Origin of the sequence: Rhodococcus sp. WMMA185, assembly GCF_001767395.1 — a bacterium.
Taxonomy (GTDB): Bacteria; Actinomycetota; Actinomycetes; order Mycobacteriales; family Mycobacteriaceae; genus Rhodococcus_F.
Window position 1 is genome coordinate 4,328,423 of the sequence record NZ_CP017014.1, and the last position, 19,407, is coordinate 4,347,829.

At 62.5% G+C, this 19,407-nt stretch carries 15 protein-coding genes; 11 read left to right on the top strand and 4 right to left on the bottom strand.

The window, feature by feature from the left end:
• Nucleotides 1-154 precede the first annotated feature (154 nt).
• Nucleotides 155-1,135 (top strand): alpha/beta hydrolase, encoded by a 981-nt coding sequence (locus BFN03_RS19405; RefSeq protein ID WP_198163507.1) that lies wholly within the window; start codon nt 155-157, stop codon nt 1,133-1,135.
• A 35-nt stretch (nt 1,136-1,170) separates the two neighbouring features.
• Here the strand turns inward: BFN03_RS19405 and BFN03_RS19410 are convergent, their stop codons facing one another.
• Together BFN03_RS19410 and BFN03_RS19415 are read right to left on the bottom strand one after the other, a co-directional pair.
• Nucleotides 1,171-1,782 (bottom strand): TetR/AcrR family transcriptional regulator, encoded by a 612-nt coding sequence (locus BFN03_RS19410; RefSeq protein WP_070380388.1) that lies wholly within the window; start codon nt 1,780-1,782, stop codon nt 1,171-1,173.
• Between the two features lie 94 nt (nt 1,783-1,876).
• Nucleotides 1,877-2,119 carry a hypothetical protein gene (locus BFN03_RS19415; RefSeq protein WP_070380389.1) on the bottom strand — a complete coding sequence of 81 codons (243 nt, stop codon included), beginning with the start codon at nt 2,117-2,119 and terminating at the stop codon, nt 1,877-1,879.
• Nucleotides 2,120-2,535: 416 nt separating this feature from the next.
• Between BFN03_RS19415 and BFN03_RS19420 the strand changes: the two genes are divergently transcribed.
• A complete protein-coding gene (locus BFN03_RS19420) occupies nt 2,536-3,471 on the top strand; it encodes an SAM-dependent methyltransferase (RefSeq protein ID WP_070381100.1) in 936 nt (311 codons plus the stop codon).
• A 20-nt stretch (nt 3,472-3,491) separates the two neighbouring features.
• On the opposite strand, the gene BFN03_RS19425 is transcribed toward BFN03_RS19420, so the two are convergent.
• Complete coding sequence (locus tag BFN03_RS19425) at nt 3,492-4,442, bottom strand: LysR family transcriptional regulator (protein ID WP_232320371.1); 951 nt, start codon at nt 4,440-4,442, stop codon at nt 3,492-3,494.
• Between the two features lie 94 nt (nt 4,443-4,536).
• Between BFN03_RS19425 and mqo the strand changes: the two genes are divergently transcribed.
• The 6 genes from mqo to fdhD all read left to right on the top strand — a co-directional run bounded on the left by mqo (nt 4,537) and on the right by fdhD (nt 12,296).
• Nucleotides 4,537-6,030 carry a malate dehydrogenase (quinone) gene (gene mqo, locus BFN03_RS19430; RefSeq protein ID WP_232320373.1) on the top strand — a complete coding sequence of 498 codons (1,494 nt, stop codon included), beginning with the start codon at nt 4,537-4,539 and terminating at the stop codon, nt 6,028-6,030.
• Between the two features lie 146 nt (nt 6,031-6,176).
• The gene (locus BFN03_RS19435; RefSeq protein WP_070380390.1) at nt 6,177-7,313 is read left to right on the top strand and encodes a serine hydrolase domain-containing protein; all 1,137 of its coding nucleotides are present in this window, start codon (nt 6,177-6,179) and stop codon (nt 7,311-7,313) included.
• Between the two features lie 140 nt (nt 7,314-7,453).
• Nucleotides 7,454-8,539 carry an S-(hydroxymethyl)mycothiol dehydrogenase gene (locus tag BFN03_RS19440; protein ID WP_070380391.1) on the top strand — a complete coding sequence of 362 codons (1,086 nt, stop codon included), beginning with the start codon at nt 7,454-7,456 and terminating at the stop codon, nt 8,537-8,539.
• Nucleotides 8,536-9,162 carry an MBL fold metallo-hydrolase gene (locus BFN03_RS19445; RefSeq protein ID WP_070380392.1) on the top strand — a complete coding sequence of 209 codons (627 nt, stop codon included), beginning with the start codon at nt 8,536-8,538 and terminating at the stop codon, nt 9,160-9,162. Before BFN03_RS19440 ends, BFN03_RS19445 begins: the two co-directional genes overlap by 4 nt.
• Nucleotides 9,163-9,171: 9 nt before the next feature.
• Nucleotides 9,172-11,475 (top strand): FdhF/YdeP family oxidoreductase, encoded by a 2,304-nt coding sequence (locus BFN03_RS19450; RefSeq protein WP_070380393.1) that lies wholly within the window; start codon nt 9,172-9,174, stop codon nt 11,473-11,475.
• On the top strand, nt 11,475-12,296 hold the full coding sequence (gene fdhD, locus BFN03_RS19455; protein WP_070380394.1) for a formate dehydrogenase accessory sulfurtransferase FdhD: 822 nt from the start codon (nt 11,475-11,477) through the stop codon (nt 12,294-12,296). The genes BFN03_RS19450 and fdhD overlap by 1 nt, the downstream gene beginning before the upstream one ends.
• A 23-nt stretch (nt 12,297-12,319) precedes the next feature.
• On the opposite strand, the gene BFN03_RS19460 is transcribed toward fdhD, so the two are convergent.
• Nucleotides 12,320-13,090, bottom strand: a complete 771-nt coding sequence (locus tag BFN03_RS19460) for an IclR family transcriptional regulator (protein ID WP_070381103.1) — start codon at nt 13,088-13,090, stop codon at nt 12,320-12,322.
• Between the two features lie 196 nt (nt 13,091-13,286).
• On the opposite strand from BFN03_RS19460, the gene BFN03_RS19465 reads away from it, so the two are divergent.
• The 3 genes from BFN03_RS19465 (at nt 13,287) to BFN03_RS19475 (ending at nt 19,399) form a co-directional block, all read left to right on the top strand.
• On the top strand, nt 13,287-15,479 hold the full coding sequence (locus BFN03_RS19465; RefSeq protein ID WP_070380395.1) for a malate synthase G: 2,193 nt from the start codon (nt 13,287-13,289) through the stop codon (nt 15,477-15,479).
• Nucleotides 15,480-15,658: 179 nt separating this feature from the next.
• Nucleotides 15,659-17,482, top strand: a complete 1,824-nt coding sequence (locus BFN03_RS19470; RefSeq protein WP_070380396.1) for an NAD(P)/FAD-dependent oxidoreductase — start codon at nt 15,659-15,661, stop codon at nt 17,480-17,482.
• 117 nt (nt 17,483-17,599) lie between these two features.
• Nucleotides 17,600-19,399 carry a flavin-containing monooxygenase gene (locus BFN03_RS19475; protein ID WP_070380397.1) on the top strand — a complete coding sequence of 600 codons (1,800 nt, stop codon included), beginning with the start codon at nt 17,600-17,602 and terminating at the stop codon, nt 19,397-19,399.
• Nucleotides 19,400-19,407 lie beyond the last annotated feature (8 nt).

Here is a 19,407-nt window from a genome sequence, read left to right on the forward strand (position 1 = left end):
TCCGAGCCACTCGGGGCCGAATTTTCACTATCGAGAGTCGGATACAGCAGCAGTTGACCGACATGAACAAGAGAAGGTGGTACCGAATATGCAGGGACGGTCACTGGGGCTGCAGTTTCCCCGTAGGCGATGGGCTGCGGGTGCGTTGAGTGTAATGACCGTCGCGATGAGCCTGTCTCTGCCGACCCCTGCTGGCGCCGACCCTGGTCCGATGCGATCGATCGAAGCGACATCGGCCGCGTATCTCGATCGCATCGACAAGCTCGACGACCGTCGGTGGGACGTGTACGTGTACTCCCCGTCGATGGATCGTGTGATCCCGCTGCAGGTGATTCGTCCGGCCGACACCAGTGTGCCGAGGCCGACCCTGTATTTGCTCAATGGGGCCAGCGGGGGTGAGGGTGACGCGAACTGGCTGGACCAGACGGACGTCCTGAGTTTCTTCGCGGACAAGGACGCGAATGTAGTGATTCCTGCTGAGGGAATATCCAGTTACTACACAGACTGGGAGCACGACGACCCGGTACTCGGGCGAAACAAGTGGACGACGTTTCTTACCCGTGAACTCCCTCCGGTGATCGATTCCTCGCTCGGTGCCAACGGGATCAATGCGATCGCCGGTCTGTCGATGGCGGCCACGTCCGTGTTCGACTTGGCGATCCATGCACCCGGTCTGTACCGAGGTGTCGGTTCCTATAGCGGATGCGCACAGACCAGCGACCCTCTCGGACAGGCCTATGTCCGGACAGTTGTGGGGGTCGGCGGCGGGGATGCGCAGAATATGTGGGGGCCCTATGACGGACCAGGCTGGCGTGAGCACGATCCACTCCTCAACGCCGAGAAGTTGCGTGGGATTTCTCTTTATATCGCGACCGGCAATGGGCTCCCCGGGCCGTACGAGGATCCGGCTCGCCCGGACACCCCACAGGGGATTTGGTGGCTGAATCAGGCCGTAGTCGGTGGCGCTATCGAGGCTGCTACCGACGTCTGCACCCACAACTTTGCAAATCGATTGCAGGAGTTGAACATTCCGGCGACTTTCGATTTTCGGGACGTTGGCACGCATTCGTGGGGATACTGGCAGGACGACCTGCACAACTCTTGGCCCCAGCTGTCGGCGTCACTCGGGCTTTGACCAAACGCCGACGGAAAATTCTTCAGGTCGGTCGATCAGGTGCGCCGGAGTCCGTCGAACAGGAGTTGAACCACCGCGTCAGCCAGATCGGACACCGAGCCGCCCGTGCGCGGGCGGTACCACTCGATCAGCGAGTTGACCGTGCCGAACACGAGGCGGCTGGTGAGCGCTGGATCGATTCCAGGCCGCAGGTCTCCCTCGTTCGCTGCCGCGACGACGAGGTCGCTGACGAAGGCGTCGAACTCTCGGCGGCGGGCGAGAGCGCGGCGTTCGACCGTGGTGTTCCCGTGGACACGCAGTAGCAGCGTGACGTAAGGGAGTTCGGCGGCGAGAACCTCGACGCTGCGACGGACGAGATATTCGAGCCGGTCGATATACCGGCCGCTGGTGGCCTTCTCTTCGGTGGTAACGGCGAAGAGCGCATCGAGCGCGCGAGACAGAGCCAGTTCGAGGAGTTCCGACTTACCGGACACGTGGTGATAGATAGACGACTTCGTTATGCCCAGGCGTTGGGCGAGCACCTCCATGCTGGTGCCGTCGTAGCCCCTATCGTTGAAAACGGCTACGGCCACAGAGAGCAGCGATTCGAGGTCATAGCCCGGGCGCCCGGGAGAGCCGCTCTTTCGGGCAGGGCGTGCCGTGGCCATATGCGCAGTCCTTCCAGCTGTGGAGCTTCACCGCTTCGGCGCGCCGTCCACCGTACTGACCTACCGAAGGTTCGGTCTGGAAGAGGATACCCGACTAGTCGAACAGTGTGGGCGCATCTCCACTCGACTCGTCGCCAGCGGTACCGGACGAGTCGGCCTCCCCTTCCTGCCGGGACGCCTTGCGCACCACGGAAAGGGTTGTCGTCCTGACCGAGAGCCTGTGGCCGTCCGGGTGTTGAAGCGAAGCCATTCCCTTGCTGACTTCCACCACTAGCCAGGGACCGGCGTGGCCGGATGCCTGAACCAGATCGCCCACCTGTATCTGTACGGCTACCACCGTTTCCTCCCAAGATTTAGTGCGTCAGCCTGTGCCCAGCGTAGCGACATCTGGCCCAGCCTAGCGGCATCGGCCCAGCTTAGCGACAGGGAAAGTGTGACACCTCGAGGAATTCTGCGTCGCAGGCACAGTGATCATCGAGCGTGAATGCCTTCTCGTGAACACTTCACGGGGAACGGAAATTTCGGACCTAGCAACGCGGCAACGGTTCGCGACGTGAGTAGCGAGTGCTGGCTGAGAGACTCCTGAGCGCGAATTGACCGCGGCGCGACTTCTACGGATCCTGGACTACAGGAATTCGTGAGCTGCATTCCAGGTATTGACGGCTTCTGGGCGTACTCGGTGACTCTCGACTACTACCTCGGCACGCTCTGGTGTTTGCGGCGGTCGCAACTGCCGAGATCGAGAGGACTGAAATGGCACGCACAGACGACGACACTTGGGACATAGCCACCACCATGGGCGCTACCGCTGTGATGACGGCGATGGCTCGCGCCGACGAAACCAACAGTGCCAACCCACTGATCCGCGACCAGTTCGCCGAGCCGCTGGTGGCAACTCCACAGCTCGCGCACGTGTGCGAGCAGGTGTCATCTATGTGGGCTGATGCCGGTGAAGCCGACCGCCAGCAGGTAGTCGACCATCTAGCGGTGAGAACACACTTTTTCGATGCGTTTTTCACCGAAGCCGCCGAGGCGGGCATCGGCCAGCATGTCATCTTGGCTTCTGGTCTTGATTCGCGTCCCTACCGCCTGAACTGGCCCGCCGGAACCGTGGTCTACGACAACGACGTGCCCGCGGTGCTGGAGTACAAGGCCGCCACCCTACGCGCCTATGGCGCCGAACCGACCGCGACTCTGCGCGAAGTGGGTGTGGACCTGCGCCACGACTGGCCCGCGGCGCTGCTCCAAGCAGGATTTGACCCCACCCGGGCCACGGCATGGCTTGCAGAAGGGCTACTGCCATTCTTGCGGGGCACCGCCCAAGAGGCGATGTTCGCCAACATGCATCGACTGAGTGCGGATGGCAGTCGGGTGGCGGTCGAGGTGTTGCATATTGATGACCAGCGGCGCCGTGAGGTCGAACAGCAATGGCACAAGGAACGTCTCGCGCGCGAACAGCGTGGTGAAGACGTGTCCTTCGATCATCCATTCCGGCTCTGGTACGGCGATGAGGGCCGCCCCGACTGCGTCCAGTGGTTCGACTTGCATGGCTGGACGGCGCAATCCGTCGACAGCCGCCAGGAGGCACAGCGGCTGGGCCGAACCATCGCGCCACCCAGCAGTGACCAGCCGTTCTTCGGTTCCTTCAACACTTCATTCGTCACTGCCGAATTGCCGGCAAACCCTTGACGCTGTCTAGCCTCGACACTTCAAGATAGTGACTGGTTTTGGGCCGGTGGGTTCTGCCGCGAGGCAGTTGTCGCAATGAATCTGTCTGCGTGTGTGGTGATGTGGCGGTGCAGGCGGGTGGCAGTCGGAGACAAGCGGTGGTTTCCTGCCGCGAGGCCGATGGTTCTGTCGGCGATGCCGGACACCGGGATGGTCACCAGGTCAGTGGCCGCGGTCTCTGCGGCGGGTAGAAGGGCGACTCCAAGACCGTGTCTGACGAGGACTCTGATTGTCTCGAACTCGCTGATCTCGAACGCTACCTGAGGGGTGAACCCGGCCTCGGCGCAGCATGATTCGAGATACTGCCGTATGTGATACGACGCTGGGCTCGCGATGAACTGTTCCCGAGACAGCTCGGCGAGGTCGACCTGGCTGCGATCGCCTAGTCGATGAGTTGTGGCCACATGCAATAGAAGCCGTTGGCGGCCGAGGACAGTGACGGGTAGATCGTCTGGTGGTGGGATCATCACCGCAAGGTCGAGCCGGCCGTCACGGACCATCTGCGCGAGCGCTTCACCGTGGGCCTGAACGAGGCGTAGCCGGATCCGTGGTGCCGAACGATGAAACTCGGCCAGCAGTGACGGGATGCTCACGGGACCCAAGGTCAGAGGGAATCCGAAGCGCACGAATCCGCTGTCGGGATCGGCGTGGCTGCGGACCGTGCTGATCGCATCGTCAAGATTGCGAACCAGGTCGCGGGTGCGTTCGTGGAGTTCCCGTCCGGCAGGCGTCAGTGCGACACCGCGACCGGCAGGCTGGAAGAGAGATACGCCGATCGTCTGTTCGAGCGCCTTGAGACGGCGACTCAACGACGACTGCGGCACGCCGAGTTGGTCCGCAGCGCGAGTGATGTGGCCCTCCCTGGCTGCAACGTCGAATGCCGCCAGCAGCGGCACCACGGCCGCAGTCGCGTTGGACAGGAACAAATCCATATTCGGATTATAATCGAGTGATTTGCTCATTGGACGGATTGGTTTCGAGCGCGCAAGCTGGGACCAACTTCGACAACACGAGCGGAGGCAGGTCGTGAAGGAACGTGAATTGATCGGTGAGTCAGTCGATACCGGCCCGGAGTTCGATGTCGTCCTGATCGGCGGGGGCATCATGTCGGCGACGCTGGGCGCATTGCTCTCCAGGCTGCAGCCCGATTGGTCGGTGGTGCTCCTCGAACGCCTCGATCGCGCTGCGGGAGAGAGTTCGGCACCCTGGAACAACGCTGGCACCGGCCATGCCGGCCTGTGCGAGCTCAACTACATGCCCGATCCGGGCGACTCGACCAAAGCAGAGCAGATCGGGCGTCAGTTCCAGCTCTCGAGGCAGTTCTGGGCGTCGCTCGTCGAGTCCGGTGATCTGCCCGCCCCTGCCACATTCGTGAATTCGACACCGCACATGAACGTGGTATTCGGTGCGCGTGATGTGGCATACCTGCGGAAACGATTCGATACGCTTCGCCTGTCCCCTATGTTCTCGGCGATGAAGTACAGCGAGGATCGGGAGATGATTCGCCGGTGGGTACCTCTCATGATGGAGGGCCGAGCCGACACCGAACCCGTTGCGGCGACCCGCTATGACGCGGGCACGGATGTCGAATTCGGCATCCTCACGAGCGACCTCGTCAAGATGATGGAAACCCGCGGTGCACGAGTGCGCACACGTCACGAGGTGACGGGTCTGCGCCGCGGTCCAGACGGATTGTGGACCGTGACAGGCCGAAACTACGGCGAGAGTGGCCACTTCTCCCTCCGATCTCGCTTCGTGTTCGTCGGAGCCGGTGGCTACGCCCTCAAGCTCCTACAGAAGGCCCGAATTCCGGAGGTCCGTGGCTACGCAGTGTTCCCGATCGGTGCCCAGTTCCTACGCGCTGACCAGCGTGACCTCGTGGTGCGTCACGATGCGAAGGTCTACAGCCAAGCCGCTGTCGGCGCTCCACCGATGTCTGTGCCGCACCTCGACAAGCGCGTGATCGACGGCGCGGGTTCGCTGATGTTCGGTCCCTACGCGACCTTCAGCACGCGACTGCTCAAACACGGGAAACTATCCGACCTCTTCACCACGGTCAGGCTGCACAACATTGCACCCCTCGTTGCGGTCGGCATACAGAATCTGCCCTTGGTGCGTTACCTCGTCAGCCAACTTCTGACATCGCGCAGCCGAAAACTACGCCAGCTGAAACGCTTCCTTCCCACCGCAGACGACACCGACTGGACCCTGATCACTGCGGGCCAGCGAGCCCAGCTGATCAAGCCACACCCCCGCAAGATCGGCACTTTGACGTTCGGGACGGAGGTTGTCACCAGCGCCGGCGGAACCATCGCTGGACTGCTCGGTGCGTCGCCGGGCGCCTCGATCGCCCCTGCCGCGATGCTCGATCTCCTCGACACCTGCTTCCCCGACCGGATGCGGCAATGGAGGCCAACACTGCGGCAGATGATGCCTGGCATCGATAGGCCAGTCGATGCCGATCAAGCCACCGTAGACGCCAACCTCGATCGCACCGGCCGCATCCTTGGCGTTGCATGACTTCGGAGAACACCCGAAACGCCTGAGCCGATGGCAGGTCCGCCGAAAATCGAACCACGTTTCGGCAGCCCCGGACTGGACGGGGAATCTAGAGTGAACCCAGTGCCAGGATCAATTCTGTTTCGACTGGTGGAGATGAATCGTTGATGACCGAACTCGGAGGCCACTGCGACAGCCGCTTCGCGGCGTTACAGGACGCGTTGAAGCGCAATATCGATTCGGGCGCGGATCTCGGCGCCTCTATCGCCGTCACCTTGGACGGAGAGCCTGTAGTCGACATGTGGGGTGGGTGGTCGGATGCGGGCCGTACCACCGAGTGGGGACGAGACACCATTACCTCTGTGTTCTCGTGCACCAAGACGGTGACCGCACTGGCGGCACTGGTGCTCGTCGACCGTGGACTGTTGGACGTGTATGCGCCTGTCGCGCGGTACTGGCCGGAATTCGCTGCTCGAGGCAAGGAACGCGTGGAGGTCAGGCATCTCCTCTCGCACACCTCGGGGGTCCCGGGCTGGGATCAGCCGATCTCGAGCGAAGATCTCTACGACGTTGAGGAGTCGACGAAACGGCTTGCCGCGCAAGCTCCGTGGTGGGAACCTGGGACTGCATCCGGGTACCACGCGCAGAGCTACGGACATTTGATCGGCGAGTTGATCCGTCGCATCGACGGCCGCATGCTCGGGCGTTTCGTCGCCGAAGAGATAACCGGACCGTTGGGCGCCGATTTCCATATCGGATTGAACCCCTCCGAGTTCGGTCGGGTGTCGGACGTCGTCCCGCCGCCTTCTCCGATCGACCGGACCGCCTCAGATACCGACAGCGTCTCCTTCAGGGCGCTCAATGGTCCGACCCCCGACGCCACAGACTCTTGGTCCAGGGAGTTCAGGACCAGCGAAAACGGTGCAGGTTCGGGTCAGGGTAATGCGCGATCACTCGCACGCATCCACTCCGTGGTCGCGTGCGGCGGTGAAGTCGACGGCGTCCGCCTGTTGTCTCCCGACACGACCGCGCTCATCTTCGAAGAGCAGTCGAACGGTGTCGACCTCGTTCTGGAGAAGCAGATCCGATTCGGAATCGGATACGGGCTGCCAACGCCAGTGTCGGTGCCGTTCGTCCCGGAAGGACGGATCTGTTTCTGGGGCGGTTGGGGTGGCTCCGAGATCGTCATCGACACCGAACGTCGCATGACCATGTCATACGTGATGAACCGGATGGGTTCAGCGCTCATGGGTTCCAGCCGCACAGCCCAGTACGTGTCGGCGGCGTTCGACGCGCTCGAATGAGCAACTCACACCGGCTGCTTTCGCGATAGCCACTCCCGCTGATGGGTACCTTCGGGACGATCGAACCGTAAGGTTTAAAGAGGTGCGCATGTCGCAATGCGCCGATCCACGACAACCGATCGACCGAAGGACCGAGTTCAATGCCGCAACAGGTGCGAGGCGTCATCGCTCGCTCGAAGGGCGCCCCTGTCGAGATCGCGACCATCAACATCCCCGACCCCGGACTCGGCGAAGTGATCGTCGACATCGCCGCTTGCGGGGTCTGCCACACCGACCTCACCTACCGTGACGGCGGCATCAACGACGAGTTTCCTTTCCTGCTCGGTCACGAGGCAGCAGGCACTGTGGAGAGAGTCGGCGAGGGTGTCGATACCGTCGAGGTCGGCGATTTCGTCGTTCTGAACTGGCGCGCCGTGTGCGGTCGGTGCCGGGCGTGCAAGCGCGGCCGCCCGCAATACTGTTTCGACACGTTCAACGCGACGCAGAAGATGACACTCGAGGACGGCACCGAGCTCACCCCCGCGCTGGGGATCGGCGCGTTCGCCGACAAGACTCTCGTCCATGCAGGGCAATGCACCAAGGTGAATCCGTCGGCCGATCCGGCCGTGGTCGGATTGCTGGGTTGCGGCGTCATGGCCGGCCTAGGTGCGGCAGTGAACACCGGAAACGTCAGCCGCGGCGACAGCGTTGCCGTCATCGGGTGCGGTGGTGTCGGTGACGCCGCGATCATGGGCGCGCGTCTCGCCGGTGCGTCCAAGATTATTGCGATCGATCGGGACGACAAGAAACTCGACTGGGCGAAGGACCTCGGGGCCACTCACACGATCAACGGTTCCACGGTCGATGTCGTCGAGGCGGTTCAGGAACTGACCGGAGGATTCGGTGCGGACGTGGTGGTCGACGCCGTCGGCCGTCCAGAAACCTGGAAGCAGGCGTTCTATGCCCGCGATCTCGCCGGGACCGTCGTGCTCGTGGGCGTTCCGACTCCGGACATGACTCTCGAGATGCCGCTGGTCGACTTCTTCTCGCGCGGCGGCGCATTGAAGTCGTCGTGGTACGGCGACTGTCTGCCCGAACGAGACTTCCCGATGCTCGTCGACCTGTACGAGCAGGGACGGTTGCCGTTGGAGAAGTTCGTCAGTGAGCGCATCGGTATCGACGAGGTCGAAGAAGCGTTCGGCACGATGCATGCCGGTGAGGTCCTGCGCTCGGTGGTCGTCCTGTGAGCGGCAGATTTCGTATCGAGAATGTCGTCACAGAGGGAACATTCACCCTCGACGGTGGAACCTGGAACGTCGACAACAATATCTGGCTGATCGGTGACGACAGTGAGGTCGTGATCGTCGATGCGGCACACGATGCATCGCCGATCATCGATGCGGTCGGCGACCGCCACGTCAATGCCATCGTCTGTACGCACGGCCACAACGATCACGTCACGGTCGCTCCGGAACTGGCTGCTCGACTGGACGCACCGATGTTCCTGCATCCCGGCGACGATGTGCTGTGGAATATGACGCACCCAGGCGAGCAGTACCGGCAACTCGAAGACGAGCAGCGTATCGCTGTTGCCGGCACCGAGATCCAGGTGATACACACGCCCGGTCACTCACCGGGGTCGTCGTGTCTCTACTTGCCGGAGGCGGGAGCGCTGTTCTCCGGAGACACCTTGTTCTCCGGCGGCCCGGGCGCGACGGGCCGGTCCTATTCGGATTTTCCGACGATTATCGGGTCGATCCGAGATCGACTGTTCGTCCTGCCCGAAGCGACTTTCGTTCACACCGGGCACGGCGGTGGGACCACAATCGGCACCGAAGCTCCGCATCTCGAGGAGTGGCTACGCGGGTAAACTCGCAAGATGACCAATACCGACAAATACACCTTCGACGAGGACGATGTCGTCGTCTCGGCCGAGGAGTCCTACGCGGCGGGTATTCCTGCGGTGTTGGTGTCGCTGCGCCGAGGTATCGAGCAGATGGGTCCGGTTCGCACAGTTCGGACGCTGTTGAAGCTGAACCAACGCAAGGGATTCGACTGTCCCGGGTGTGCGTGGCCGGAGACTCCTGGGCACCGCAAGCACGCCGAATTCTGCGAGAACGGCGTGAAGGCAGTTGCAGAGGAGGCCACGACCCGTACGGTCACCCCCGAGTTCTTCGCCAAGTACTCGGTGGCCGAGTTGCTGGGAAAGACCGAATATTGGCTGGGTCAGCAGGGGCGACTGACTCATCCGATGGTCTTGTTGCCGGGCGCCACACACTATGAGCCACTGGATTGGGATGCGGCTTTCGCGTTGATCGCTGGCGAGTTGCGGGCGCTGGGATCGCCGAACGAGGCAGTGTTCTACACCTCCGGTCGAACATCGAACGAAGCAGCGTTCGTGTATCAACTGATGATTCGCGCTTTCGGGACGAACAACATGCCGGACTGCTCGAACATGTGCCACGAGTCCACGGGTTCGGCATTGTCGGAGTCGATCGGGATCGGAAAGGGCTCTGTCTCGGTCCCCGACATCGAATCCGCCGACCTGATCCTGATCGCGGGCCAGAACCCGGGCACCAATCACCCGCGCATGCTCTCGACCTTGGAGAACGCAAAAGCAAACGGGGCCCGCGTGATTGCGATCAATCCACTGCCGGAGGCGGGCCTGATGCGATTCAAGGATCCGCAGAAGGTGCACGGCATTGTCGGTGACGGTATCGCGATTGCGGATGAGTTCCTGCAGATTCGGATCGGCGGCGACCAGGCGTTGTTCCAGGGTCTGGGCCGGTTGCTCTTGGAGGAAGAAGAGCGCAACCCTGGCACCGTGATCGACCGCGAGTTCATCGAGAGGTACACCGCGGGGTTCGAGGAGTATGCCGCACACGTCCGCGGAGTGGATCTTGAAACTGTGGCCCAGGCGACGGGCCTCTCGCTGGAACAGATTCACCAGACCGCAGATGCACTGATCGCGTCGAAGAAGACGATCATCTGCTGGGCCATGGGGTTGACCCAGCACACGCATGCGGTGGCAACGATTCAGGATGCCGTCAATCTGCTGCTGTTGCAGGGAATGATCGGGAAGCCCGGAGCCGGGCTGTGCCCGGTCCGGGGACACTCCAATGTGCAGGGCGATCGGACGATGGGAATCTGGGAGACGATGCCCGAATCATTCCTCGCCGCCCTCGACAAGGAGTTCGGCATTGTCTCCCCTCGGCAGAACGGATTCGACACGGTCGAATCGATTCGCGCCATGCGCGACGGGAAGGCGTCGGTATTCGTCGGGATGGGCGGCAATTTCGTCTCCGCAACCCCGGATACCGAACTCACAGAGAAGGCGATGCGCCGGTGCTCGCTCACCGTGCAGGTGTCGACGAAACTCAATCGCAGCCACCTGGTTACCGGTGAGACCGCGTTGATCCTGCCTTCTCTGGGGCGCACCGATCGCGATGTTCAGTCGGCCGGGAAGCAGAAAGTGTCGGTAGAGGATTCGATGTCAGTGGTGCATCTATCCCGCGGCAACCTTCGGCCGGCGAGTGCGCATCTGCGCAGCGAGGTGGCTATCGTCTGTGGAATAGCGACAGCGTTGTTCGGCGCAGATCACGTGGTGCCGTGGCGGGAGTTTGCCGCCGATTACGATCTGATCCGTGATTCGATCGCCAGGGTGATCCCGGGGTTCGAGGATTTCAACCGGAGGGTACGGCAGCCGGACGGGTTCGCGTTGCCCCATCCACCTCGAGACGAACGTCGTTTCGACACGTCGACGGGGAAGGCGAACTTCGTTGTCAACGAGTTGACCTGGCTGCCGGTTCCCGAGGGTCGACTGATGTTGCAGACGATGCGCAGTCACGATCAGTACAACACCACCATCTACGGTCTCGATGATCGGTATCGCGGGGTTGAGGGTGGGCGTCGCGTGCTCTTCATCCATCCAGATGACATCGCTGCTTTCGGTGGTGTGGCCGGAGATCGGGTGGACCTGGTCTCCGAGTGGAGGGACGGCGACGGAAAGGTGTTCGAGCGCCGCGCCGACGACTTCCGATTGGTGCCCTACAAGACTCCCGTCGGGAACGTGGCCGCCTACTATCCGGAAACGAATGCGCTGATTCCTCTAGACCATGTAGCGAGGAAATCGAATACGCCTGTTGCCAAGGCGATCACGATCCGCCTGGAACGGAGACCCTGATGGGGCGTGTCACCACTCGCACTCCGGTCACCCGGATCAGTGGCACACGACAATCGACCCGCCCGGACACGGTGGTGGTGGAAGAACCCCTCGAAATCCGTTTGAATGGAACACCGCTGGTCGTGACCATGCGGACCCCCGGGTCCGATATCGAACTAGCCCAAGGTTTTTTGCTGACCGAGGGGATAATCTCGGATCGTTCGGACATCGTTTCGGTTCGCTACTGCAACAGCGTCGACGAGCACGGGGTCAACACGTACAACGTCCTCGACGTCGATCTCGCGGCGTCGGTGACACCTCCCGACATCAACATCGAACGTAACTTTTACACCACCTCGTCGTGTGGGGTGTGTGGAAAAGCGTCATTGGAGGCGATCCGGCAGCGGACTCGGCACTCACCCGCCGACGATGTGGTGCGGATTCCGGCCGCTACGATCGCCGAGTTGCCGGACGCCTTGCGGTCCGCTCAGCGTGTGTTCGAGACGACCGGTGGGTTGCATGCCGCCGGTTTGTTTACTGCCACTGGCGAATTGCTCGCAACAAGGGAGGATGTCGGCAGACACAACGCTGTCGACAAGTTGATCGGTTGGGCGACCGAACAGAGTCGTCTTCCACTGCGGGGGACCGTCCTGCTCGTCAGTGGCAGGGCTTCGTTCGAGCTGGCGCAGAAAGCTGTGATGGCAGGCATTCCGGTGCTCGCGGCCGTGTCGGCTCCGTCGTCGCTGGCGATCGACCTCGCCCACGACGCCGGTCTCACCCTGATCGGATTCCTGCGCGGCACGACGATGAACGTCTATGCCAATCCAGACCGCATCACCTGACGTGACGACTGCGGTGCTGATGGCTACAGCGCCGCGTTCTTGTCGAACTCGGTGGCGAGTTCCTTAGCGACTCGTTTGAGCAGGGGAACAATGTGGTCGGCCGATTCGATGGTGACGCGGGCTGCCGGCCCAGAGACGGAGATTGCCGTCGGAGTGGGTGCATTCGGTACTGGAACAGAGAAGCATCGGACGCCGATTTCCAGTTCACCTTCGTCGATCGCGTATCCACGCTTGCGGCACAGTTCCAGATCCGAGATCAGTGTGTCGGGATTCGATAGAGAGTTCTCGGTGTAGGTCGGCATGCCTGCCCGGCTGACGAGCGAGTGAACTGTCTCGTCGGAGAGTTGCATGAGTAGCGCCTTGCCCACGCCCGTGCAGTGCGTGTAGACGCGACGGCCCACCTCTGTGAACATGCGCATCGCGTGTTCGGACGGTACCTGCGCGACATAGACGGCCATGGTGCCTTCGAGGACGGCCATGTTCGCGGTCTCGCCGGTGCCCCTCACCAATTCTGCGAGATGAGGACGGGACCAGGCGCCGATCAGCGATGTGGCGCTCTCGCCAAGCCTGATGAGTTTGGGGCCAAGTGCGTACCGTCGATTCGGCAGTTGTCGGACATACCCGCCATTCATCAATGTGCGCATGAGTCGATGGATCGTCGGGAGGGGAAGACCGGCGATGTCGGCAAGTTCGCTGACTCCGATCGATCCCCCGGAGCTCGCCATGATCTCGAGCATGTCGAATGCGCGTTCCACCGACTGCACTCCACCGGCCGGATTCTGACCGTTCGACATCTCTGGCTCCATCTTCTTCGGTGCTACCACGGTCACTGAACACACATGAGCACGCCGCCGCACGGTGGTCCCGGTGTTGACAGGGACCACCCGTGTTGACAGGACACCGTTGACAAGGTTTTCTCTATGTCAAGATACGAAACTGTGTTTCCGTATCATGGAAGTTATCACAAAGTGCGGAAGGGTGAGGCGTTTCATGACTGAGCGTGTTCAGGTCGGCGGTCTTCAGGTCGCGAAGGTGCTCTACGACTTCGTCGGAAACGAGGCGCTGCCGGGTACCGGCGTGGACGCCGACGCGTTTTGGGCCGGTGCGGACAGGGTGATCCAGGAGTTGGCGCCGAAGAACCGGGATCTACTTGCCATCCGCGACGACCTCCAGGCGAAGATCGATTCCTGGCACCGTGACCGGGCCGGAAAGCCCATCGATCAGGCCGAGTACCAGGCATTTTTGACCGAGATCGGGTATCTGGTGCCGGTCCCCGCCCCGTTCGAGGTGACAACTGAGAATGTGGACACTGAGATCACCTCGACTGCGGGGCCGCAGTTGGTGGTCCCAGTCCTCAACGCCCGATTCGCGCTGAACGCCTCGAACGCGCGGTGGGGATCGCTGTACGACGCCCTGTACGGCACCAATGCCATTTCCGAAGACGATGGTGCAGAAAAGGGTTCGGGGTACAACAAGGTTCGCGGCGACAAGGTCATCGCCTGGGCGCGCGACTTCCTCGATACGGCAGCGCCTCTTGCTTCGGGATCGCACGCGGATTCGACCAGGTACTTCGTCGACGGAACCGGCTTGTCCATCACCCTGTCGGACGGTAGCACCACCACTTTGGCGCAGCCGGACACCTTCGTGGGGTATACGGGTGAGAAAGATGCTCCCACCAGCGTGTTGCTGCGTCACCACGGTCTACATGCCGAGATTCAGATCGACCCGGACTCCCCGATCGGATCCACCGACCCGGCCGGGGTCAAAGACGTGGTACTCGAGTCGGCGGTCACCACGATCATGGACTTCGAAGACTCGGTCGCTGCAGTCGATGCCGATGACAAGGTGGTCGGCTACCGCAACTGGCTGGGCCTCAACCGCGGCGACCTCGAGGCCCAGATGACCAAGGGCGGAAAGCCCTTCACCCGCACGTTGAATCCGGATCGGGTCTACACCGCCCCCGATGGTGACAATCTGGAGTTGCACGGGCGGTCGTTGTTGTTCGTCCGCAACGTGGGACATCTGATGACGAACCCGGCGATCCTCGACTCTGAGGGCCGGGAAGTGCCCGAGGGCATCATGGACGCACTGATCACCTCCCTTTGCGCCATTCACGGGCAGTCCATCTCCGAGGCAACGGGCCCCTTGAACAACTCCCGCACCGGGTCGATCTACATCGTCAAGCCCAAGCAGCACGGGCCGGACGAGGTTGCGTTCACCACCGAACTGTTCGGCCGCGTCGAAAACGTACTGGGTCTGCCCGCCAATACGATCAAGGTCGGGATCATGGACGAGGAGCGCCGTACCACGGTCAACCTCGCCGCTTGCATCAAGGAAGCTGCACAGCGAGTGGTGTTCATCAACACCGGGTTCCTCGACCGCACCGGCGACGAAATCCACACCTCGATGGAGGCCGGGCCGATGGTCCGCAAGGCCGCGATGAAGACGCAGAAGTGGATCGGCGCCTACGAGGACTGGAACGTGGATACCGGCCTGGCCGCCGGCCTGCAAGGGCGGGCTCAGATCGGGAAGGGCATGTGGGCGATGACCGAACTGATGGCCGAGATGCTCGAGCAGAAGATCGGCCACCCGAAGGCTGGTGCAAACACCGCATGGGTGCCCTCGCCGACTGGGGCCACCCTGCACGCCACCCACTACCACCACGTCGACGTCTTCGCCGTTCAAGACGGCTTGAAGGGCCACCCGCGGGCCACCCTGGACGACATCCTCACCGTGCCCCTCGCCGAAGACCCCAACTGGTCCGAAGCGGAAAAGCGTGAGGAACTCGACAACAACTGTCAGTCGATCCTCGGGTACGTGGTGCGGTGGATCGACGATGGTGTCGGCTGCTCGAAGGTTCCCGACATTCACGACGTCGACCTGATGGAAGACCGGGCCACCCTCCGCATCTCCAGTCAGCTTCTTGCGAACTGGATTCGCCACGCCGTCGTCACCGAGGCTGAGGTGGTTGCCGCTCTCGAACGGATGGCACCGGTGGTCGACCGTCAGAACGAGGGCGACCCGACATACCGTCCGATGGCTCCGAACTTCGACTCCAACATCGCCTTCCAGGCGGCCAAGGAGTTGATCCTCGAAGGAACCAAGCAGCCCTCCGGATACACCGAGCCGATCCTGCATCGCCGCCGGCGCGAATACAAGGCCGCGGCGGCTGCCACCGCTTAGACCACGCCAGGGAGTGCTTCTCAGGCCGCGCATGGCCTGAGAAGCACTCCCTGCGGTGTTCTTCCCCCCTCCGGCGTGTGGACGCCACCATGGCCGAGCGCTTCGCTGCCTGTTGTTGAGGCATCTCCAGCGGACCACGGTCGGCGCTACTCTGGGTTGCGGAGCGTGAGGAGGAACACATGACTAAGTCACCACCGCCGCCTGCGAACCCCACGGCTTCGACGCCTCGGGAACGCGTTGATCGGTGGTTGGCGAGTTTCGAGTCCGCTCTCTCCGACCGCGACATCGCCCGTGTCGCAGCGATGTTCACGGTCGACTGTTTCTGGCGTGACCTGGTGGCGTTCACCTGGAACATCACCACGGTCGAGGGCCGCGACGGTGTGACCGCGATGCTGCGGGAGCGGCTCGACGACACCGATCCGTCGAACTTCCGCGCCGTCGAGGAGCCGGAGGAGGCTGACGGTGTCACCTCTGCGTTGATCGAGTTCGAGACGGTGACCGGTCGGGGCAAGGGACATGTGCGGCTCAGGGGTGAGCAGGCGTGGACGCTGCTGACCACGATGGAGGAATTGAAGGGCTACGAAGAGCGGCGGGGGCCCACTCGGGTCAACGGTGCGGTGCACGGTCCGCGTGGAGCCACCAGGTCCTGGGCGGAACAGCGCGCGATCGAGGAGCGGGAACTCGGGTATACCCGTCAGCCGTATGTACTGGTGGTCGGTGGTGGTCAAAACGGGGTCGCACTCGGTGCGCGGCTGCGACAGCTCGATGTTCCGGCTTTGGTCGTCGACACGCACGAACGGCCGGGTGATCAGTGGCGCAACAGGTACAAGACGCTGTGCCTGCACGATCCGGTGTGGTACGACCATCTGCCGTACCTGCCGTTTCCTGACAATTGGCCGGTGTTCTCGCCGAAGGACAAGATCGGCGACTGGCTCGAGATGTACACGAAGTTGATGGAGATTCCGTACTGGGGATCGACCACGTGTCAGTCGGCGACCTTCGATGAGGAAACAAAGGAGTGGACCGTCGTCCTCGACCATGTGGGTCAGGAGGTGGTGCTGCACCCGAAGCATGTCGTGCTCGCAACCGGTATGGCCGGTAAGCCCCATGTCCCGGACTTCCCCGGTCAAGACCTGTTCCGCGGTGAGCAGCATCATTCCAGCCGGCATCCGGGGCCCGACGCTTACGCAGGCAAGCGTGTCGTGGTGATCGGTTCGAACAACTCGGCCCATGACATCTGCCAAGCGTTGTACGTGAACGGTGCCGATGTGACGATGGTGCAGCGTTCGTCCACACATGTCCTCAAGTCGGAAGCGCTGTTGGATCTCGGACTAGGAGACCTGTACTCGGAGCGTGCCCTCGCGGCAGGTATGACCACTGAGAAGGCCGACCTCACAGCTGCGTCATTGCCTTATCGGATCATGCACGAGTCCCAGATCCCCATATACGAGAAGGTCGCCGAGCGGGACAAGGACCTCTACGACCGGCTCGAAAAGGCAGGATTCAAACTCGACTTCGGGGACGACGGGTCGGGGCTCTCGATGAAGTACCTGCGCCGCGGCTCCGGTTACTACATCGACGTCGGCGCGTCGGATCTGGTCGCGGATGGCAGCATCCACCTCGCGTCGGGTCAGGTAGTGAAGCTGACCGAGGAGGCGGTGGTGCTCGCCGATGGCACCGAGTTGCCGGCCGATCTGGTCGTTTACGCCACCGGCTACGGTTCGATGAACGGCTGGGCGGCTGACCTGATGGGTCAGGAGGTCGCCGACAAGGTCGGCAAGTGTTGGGGGCTCGGCTCTGCCACCGCCAAGGATCCGGGGCCGTGGGAGGGTGAGCTGCGCAATATGTGGAAGCCCACCCGGCAGGAAGCGCTGTGGTTCCAGGGCGGAAATCTGGCTCAGGCGCGGCAGTACTCCCTGTACCTGGCCCTGCAGCTGAAGGCCAGGCATGAGGGCATCCCGACCCCGGTCTACGGCTTGCCGCAGGTGCATCACCTCAGCTGAGACGGCTCGATCCTGCCTGTACCGCCACCGGGCGGGTGCTTGTCCTGCCCTCTGCTGTGACATCTTCGGGATTCCGCGGCGCTGCTACCCTCGGTTTCGGAGTGTAAGGAGCATCACATGACGAAGTCGGTCCTGCCGTCCGTGGACCCTATGACATTGACACCTCGGGAACGAGTCGATCTGTGGTTGGCGAAATTCGAGTCCGCCCTCTCCGACCGTGACCTCGACCGTGTCGCGGCGATGTTCGCGGTGGACAGTTTCTGGCGCGATCTCGTGGCGTTCACTTGGAATATCACGACGGTCGAGGGTCGCGACGGTATCACCGCGATGCTTGGGGCGCAGTTGGGCGATACCGATCCGTCGAACTTCCGCACCAGCGAGGTGCTCGAGGGAGAGCCGTCGGAGGAGGCCGAGGGAATCACCTCCGCGTTGATCGAGTTCGAGACGGCGACTGGGCGAGGCAAGGGGCACCTGCGGCTCAGGGGTGATCAGGCGTGGACCCTGCTGACCACGATGGAGGAACTGAAGGGCCACGAGGAGCGGCGGGGGACACATCGCGTCAACGGTGCGGAAGAGCGCGCGATCGAGGAGCGGGAGTTCGGTGACTCCCGCCAGCCGTTCGTACTGGTGATCGGTGGCGGCCAGGGTGGAATCACGCTGGGTGCACGACTGCGTCAACTCCGCGTCCCGGCGCTCGTCGTCGACAAGCACGAACGGCCCGGTGATCAGTGGCGCAACCGGTACAAGTCGCTGTGCGCGCACGATCCGGTGTGGTTCGATCACTTCCCGTATCTGCCCTTCCCCGAGAACTGGCCCGTGCTCTCGCCGAAGGACAAGCTCGGTGACTGGCTCGAGATGTACACGAAGGTGATGGAGGTTCCGTACTGGTCCTCCACCACCTGCCGGTCGGCGAAGTTCGACGAGGAATCGGAGGAGTGGACCGTCGTTCTCGACCGCGCCGGTGAAGAGGTGGTGCTACGCCCGAAGCATGTTGTGCTCGCGACCGGGATGGTTGGCAAGCCCCATATCCCGGCCTTCCCCGGTCGGGATGTGTTTCGTGGTGAGCAGCATCATTCCAGTGAACACGAGGGGCCCGACGCCTACAGCGGTAAGCGTGTGGTGGTGATCGGCTCGACCAACTCGGCCCATGACATCTGCCAGGCAATGCACCAGAGCGGTGTCGATGTGACGATGGTGCAGCGTTCGCCCACAACCGTCCTCAGGGCCGAAACGCTGAGGGACCTCATCGCGGACATGTATTCGGAGGATGCACTCGCGGCGGGCATGACCACTGAGAAGGCCGACCTCATTTCCGCTGCGCTGCCTTACAAGATCATGCCCGAGTTCCAGATTCCGATCTACGCGGAGGTCGCCGAGCGGGACAAAGACCTGTACGACAGGCTCGAAAAGGTTGGTTTCAAGCTCGATTTCGGTGACGATGGGTCGGGTGTCCCGATGAAGTACGCGCGCCGCGGCGGTGGTTACTACATCGACGTCGGGGCGTCGGACTTGGTCGCCGACGGCAGTATCCGCCTCGCGTCGGGTGAGGTGGAACGGCTGACCGAGGATGCCGTGGTGCTCGCCGACGGCACCGAATTGCCGGCGGATCTGGTCGTCTATGCCACCGGCTACGGGTCGATGAACGGCTGGGCGGCGGATCTGATGGGCCAGGAAGTGGCTGACAAAGTCGGAAAGTGCTGGGGCCTCGGCTCCGACACCCCCCACGATCCGGGTCCGTGGGAGGGCGAGCTGCGCAATATGTGGAAGCCCACCCAGCAGGAGGCACTGTGGTTCCAGGGTGGAGGCCTGGCACAGGCGCGGCAGTACTCCCTCTACCTCGCCCTGCAACTGAAGGCCAGGTACGAGGGCATCCCGACCCCCGTCTACGGGCTGCCGGAGGTGCATCACCTCAGCTGAGACGGTTG

Excerpts from the sequence above, each read along its gene's own strand:
- BFN03_RS19470 (WP_070380396.1), top strand. The coding sequence starts at position 15,659 with ATGACTAAGTCACCACCGCCGCCTGCGAACCCCACGGCTTCGACGCCT.
- BFN03_RS19475 (WP_070380397.1), top strand. The coding sequence starts at position 17,600 with ATGACGAAGTCGGTCCTGCCGTCCGTGGACCCTATGACATTGACACCT.
- BFN03_RS19410 (WP_070380388.1), bottom strand. The coding sequence starts at position 1,782 with ATGGCCACGGCACGCCCTGCCCGAAAGAGCGGCTCTCCCGGGCGCCCG.
- BFN03_RS19465 (WP_070380395.1), top strand. The coding sequence starts at position 13,287 with ATGACTGAGCGTGTTCAGGTCGGCGGTCTTCAGGTCGCGAAGGTGCTC.
- BFN03_RS19435 (WP_070380390.1), top strand. The coding sequence starts at position 6,177 with ATGACCGAACTCGGAGGCCACTGCGACAGCCGCTTCGCGGCGTTACAG.
- BFN03_RS19405 (WP_198163507.1), top strand. The coding sequence starts at position 155 with ATGACCGTCGCGATGAGCCTGTCTCTGCCGACCCCTGCTGGCGCCGAC.
- fdhD (WP_070380394.1), top strand. The coding sequence starts at position 11,475 with ATGGGGCGTGTCACCACTCGCACTCCGGTCACCCGGATCAGTGGCACA.
- BFN03_RS19450 (WP_070380393.1), top strand. The coding sequence starts at position 9,172 with ATGACCAATACCGACAAATACACCTTCGACGAGGACGATGTCGTCGTC.
- BFN03_RS19425 (WP_232320371.1), bottom strand. The coding sequence starts at position 4,442 with ATGGATTTGTTCCTGTCCAACGCGACTGCGGCCGTGGTGCCGCTGCTG.
- BFN03_RS19440 (WP_070380391.1), top strand. The coding sequence starts at position 7,454 with ATGCCGCAACAGGTGCGAGGCGTCATCGCTCGCTCGAAGGGCGCCCCT.
- BFN03_RS19420 (WP_070381100.1), top strand. The coding sequence starts at position 2,536 with ATGGCACGCACAGACGACGACACTTGGGACATAGCCACCACCATGGGC.
- BFN03_RS19460 (WP_070381103.1), bottom strand. The coding sequence starts at position 13,090 with ATGTCGAACGGTCAGAATCCGGCCGGTGGAGTGCAGTCGGTGGAACGC.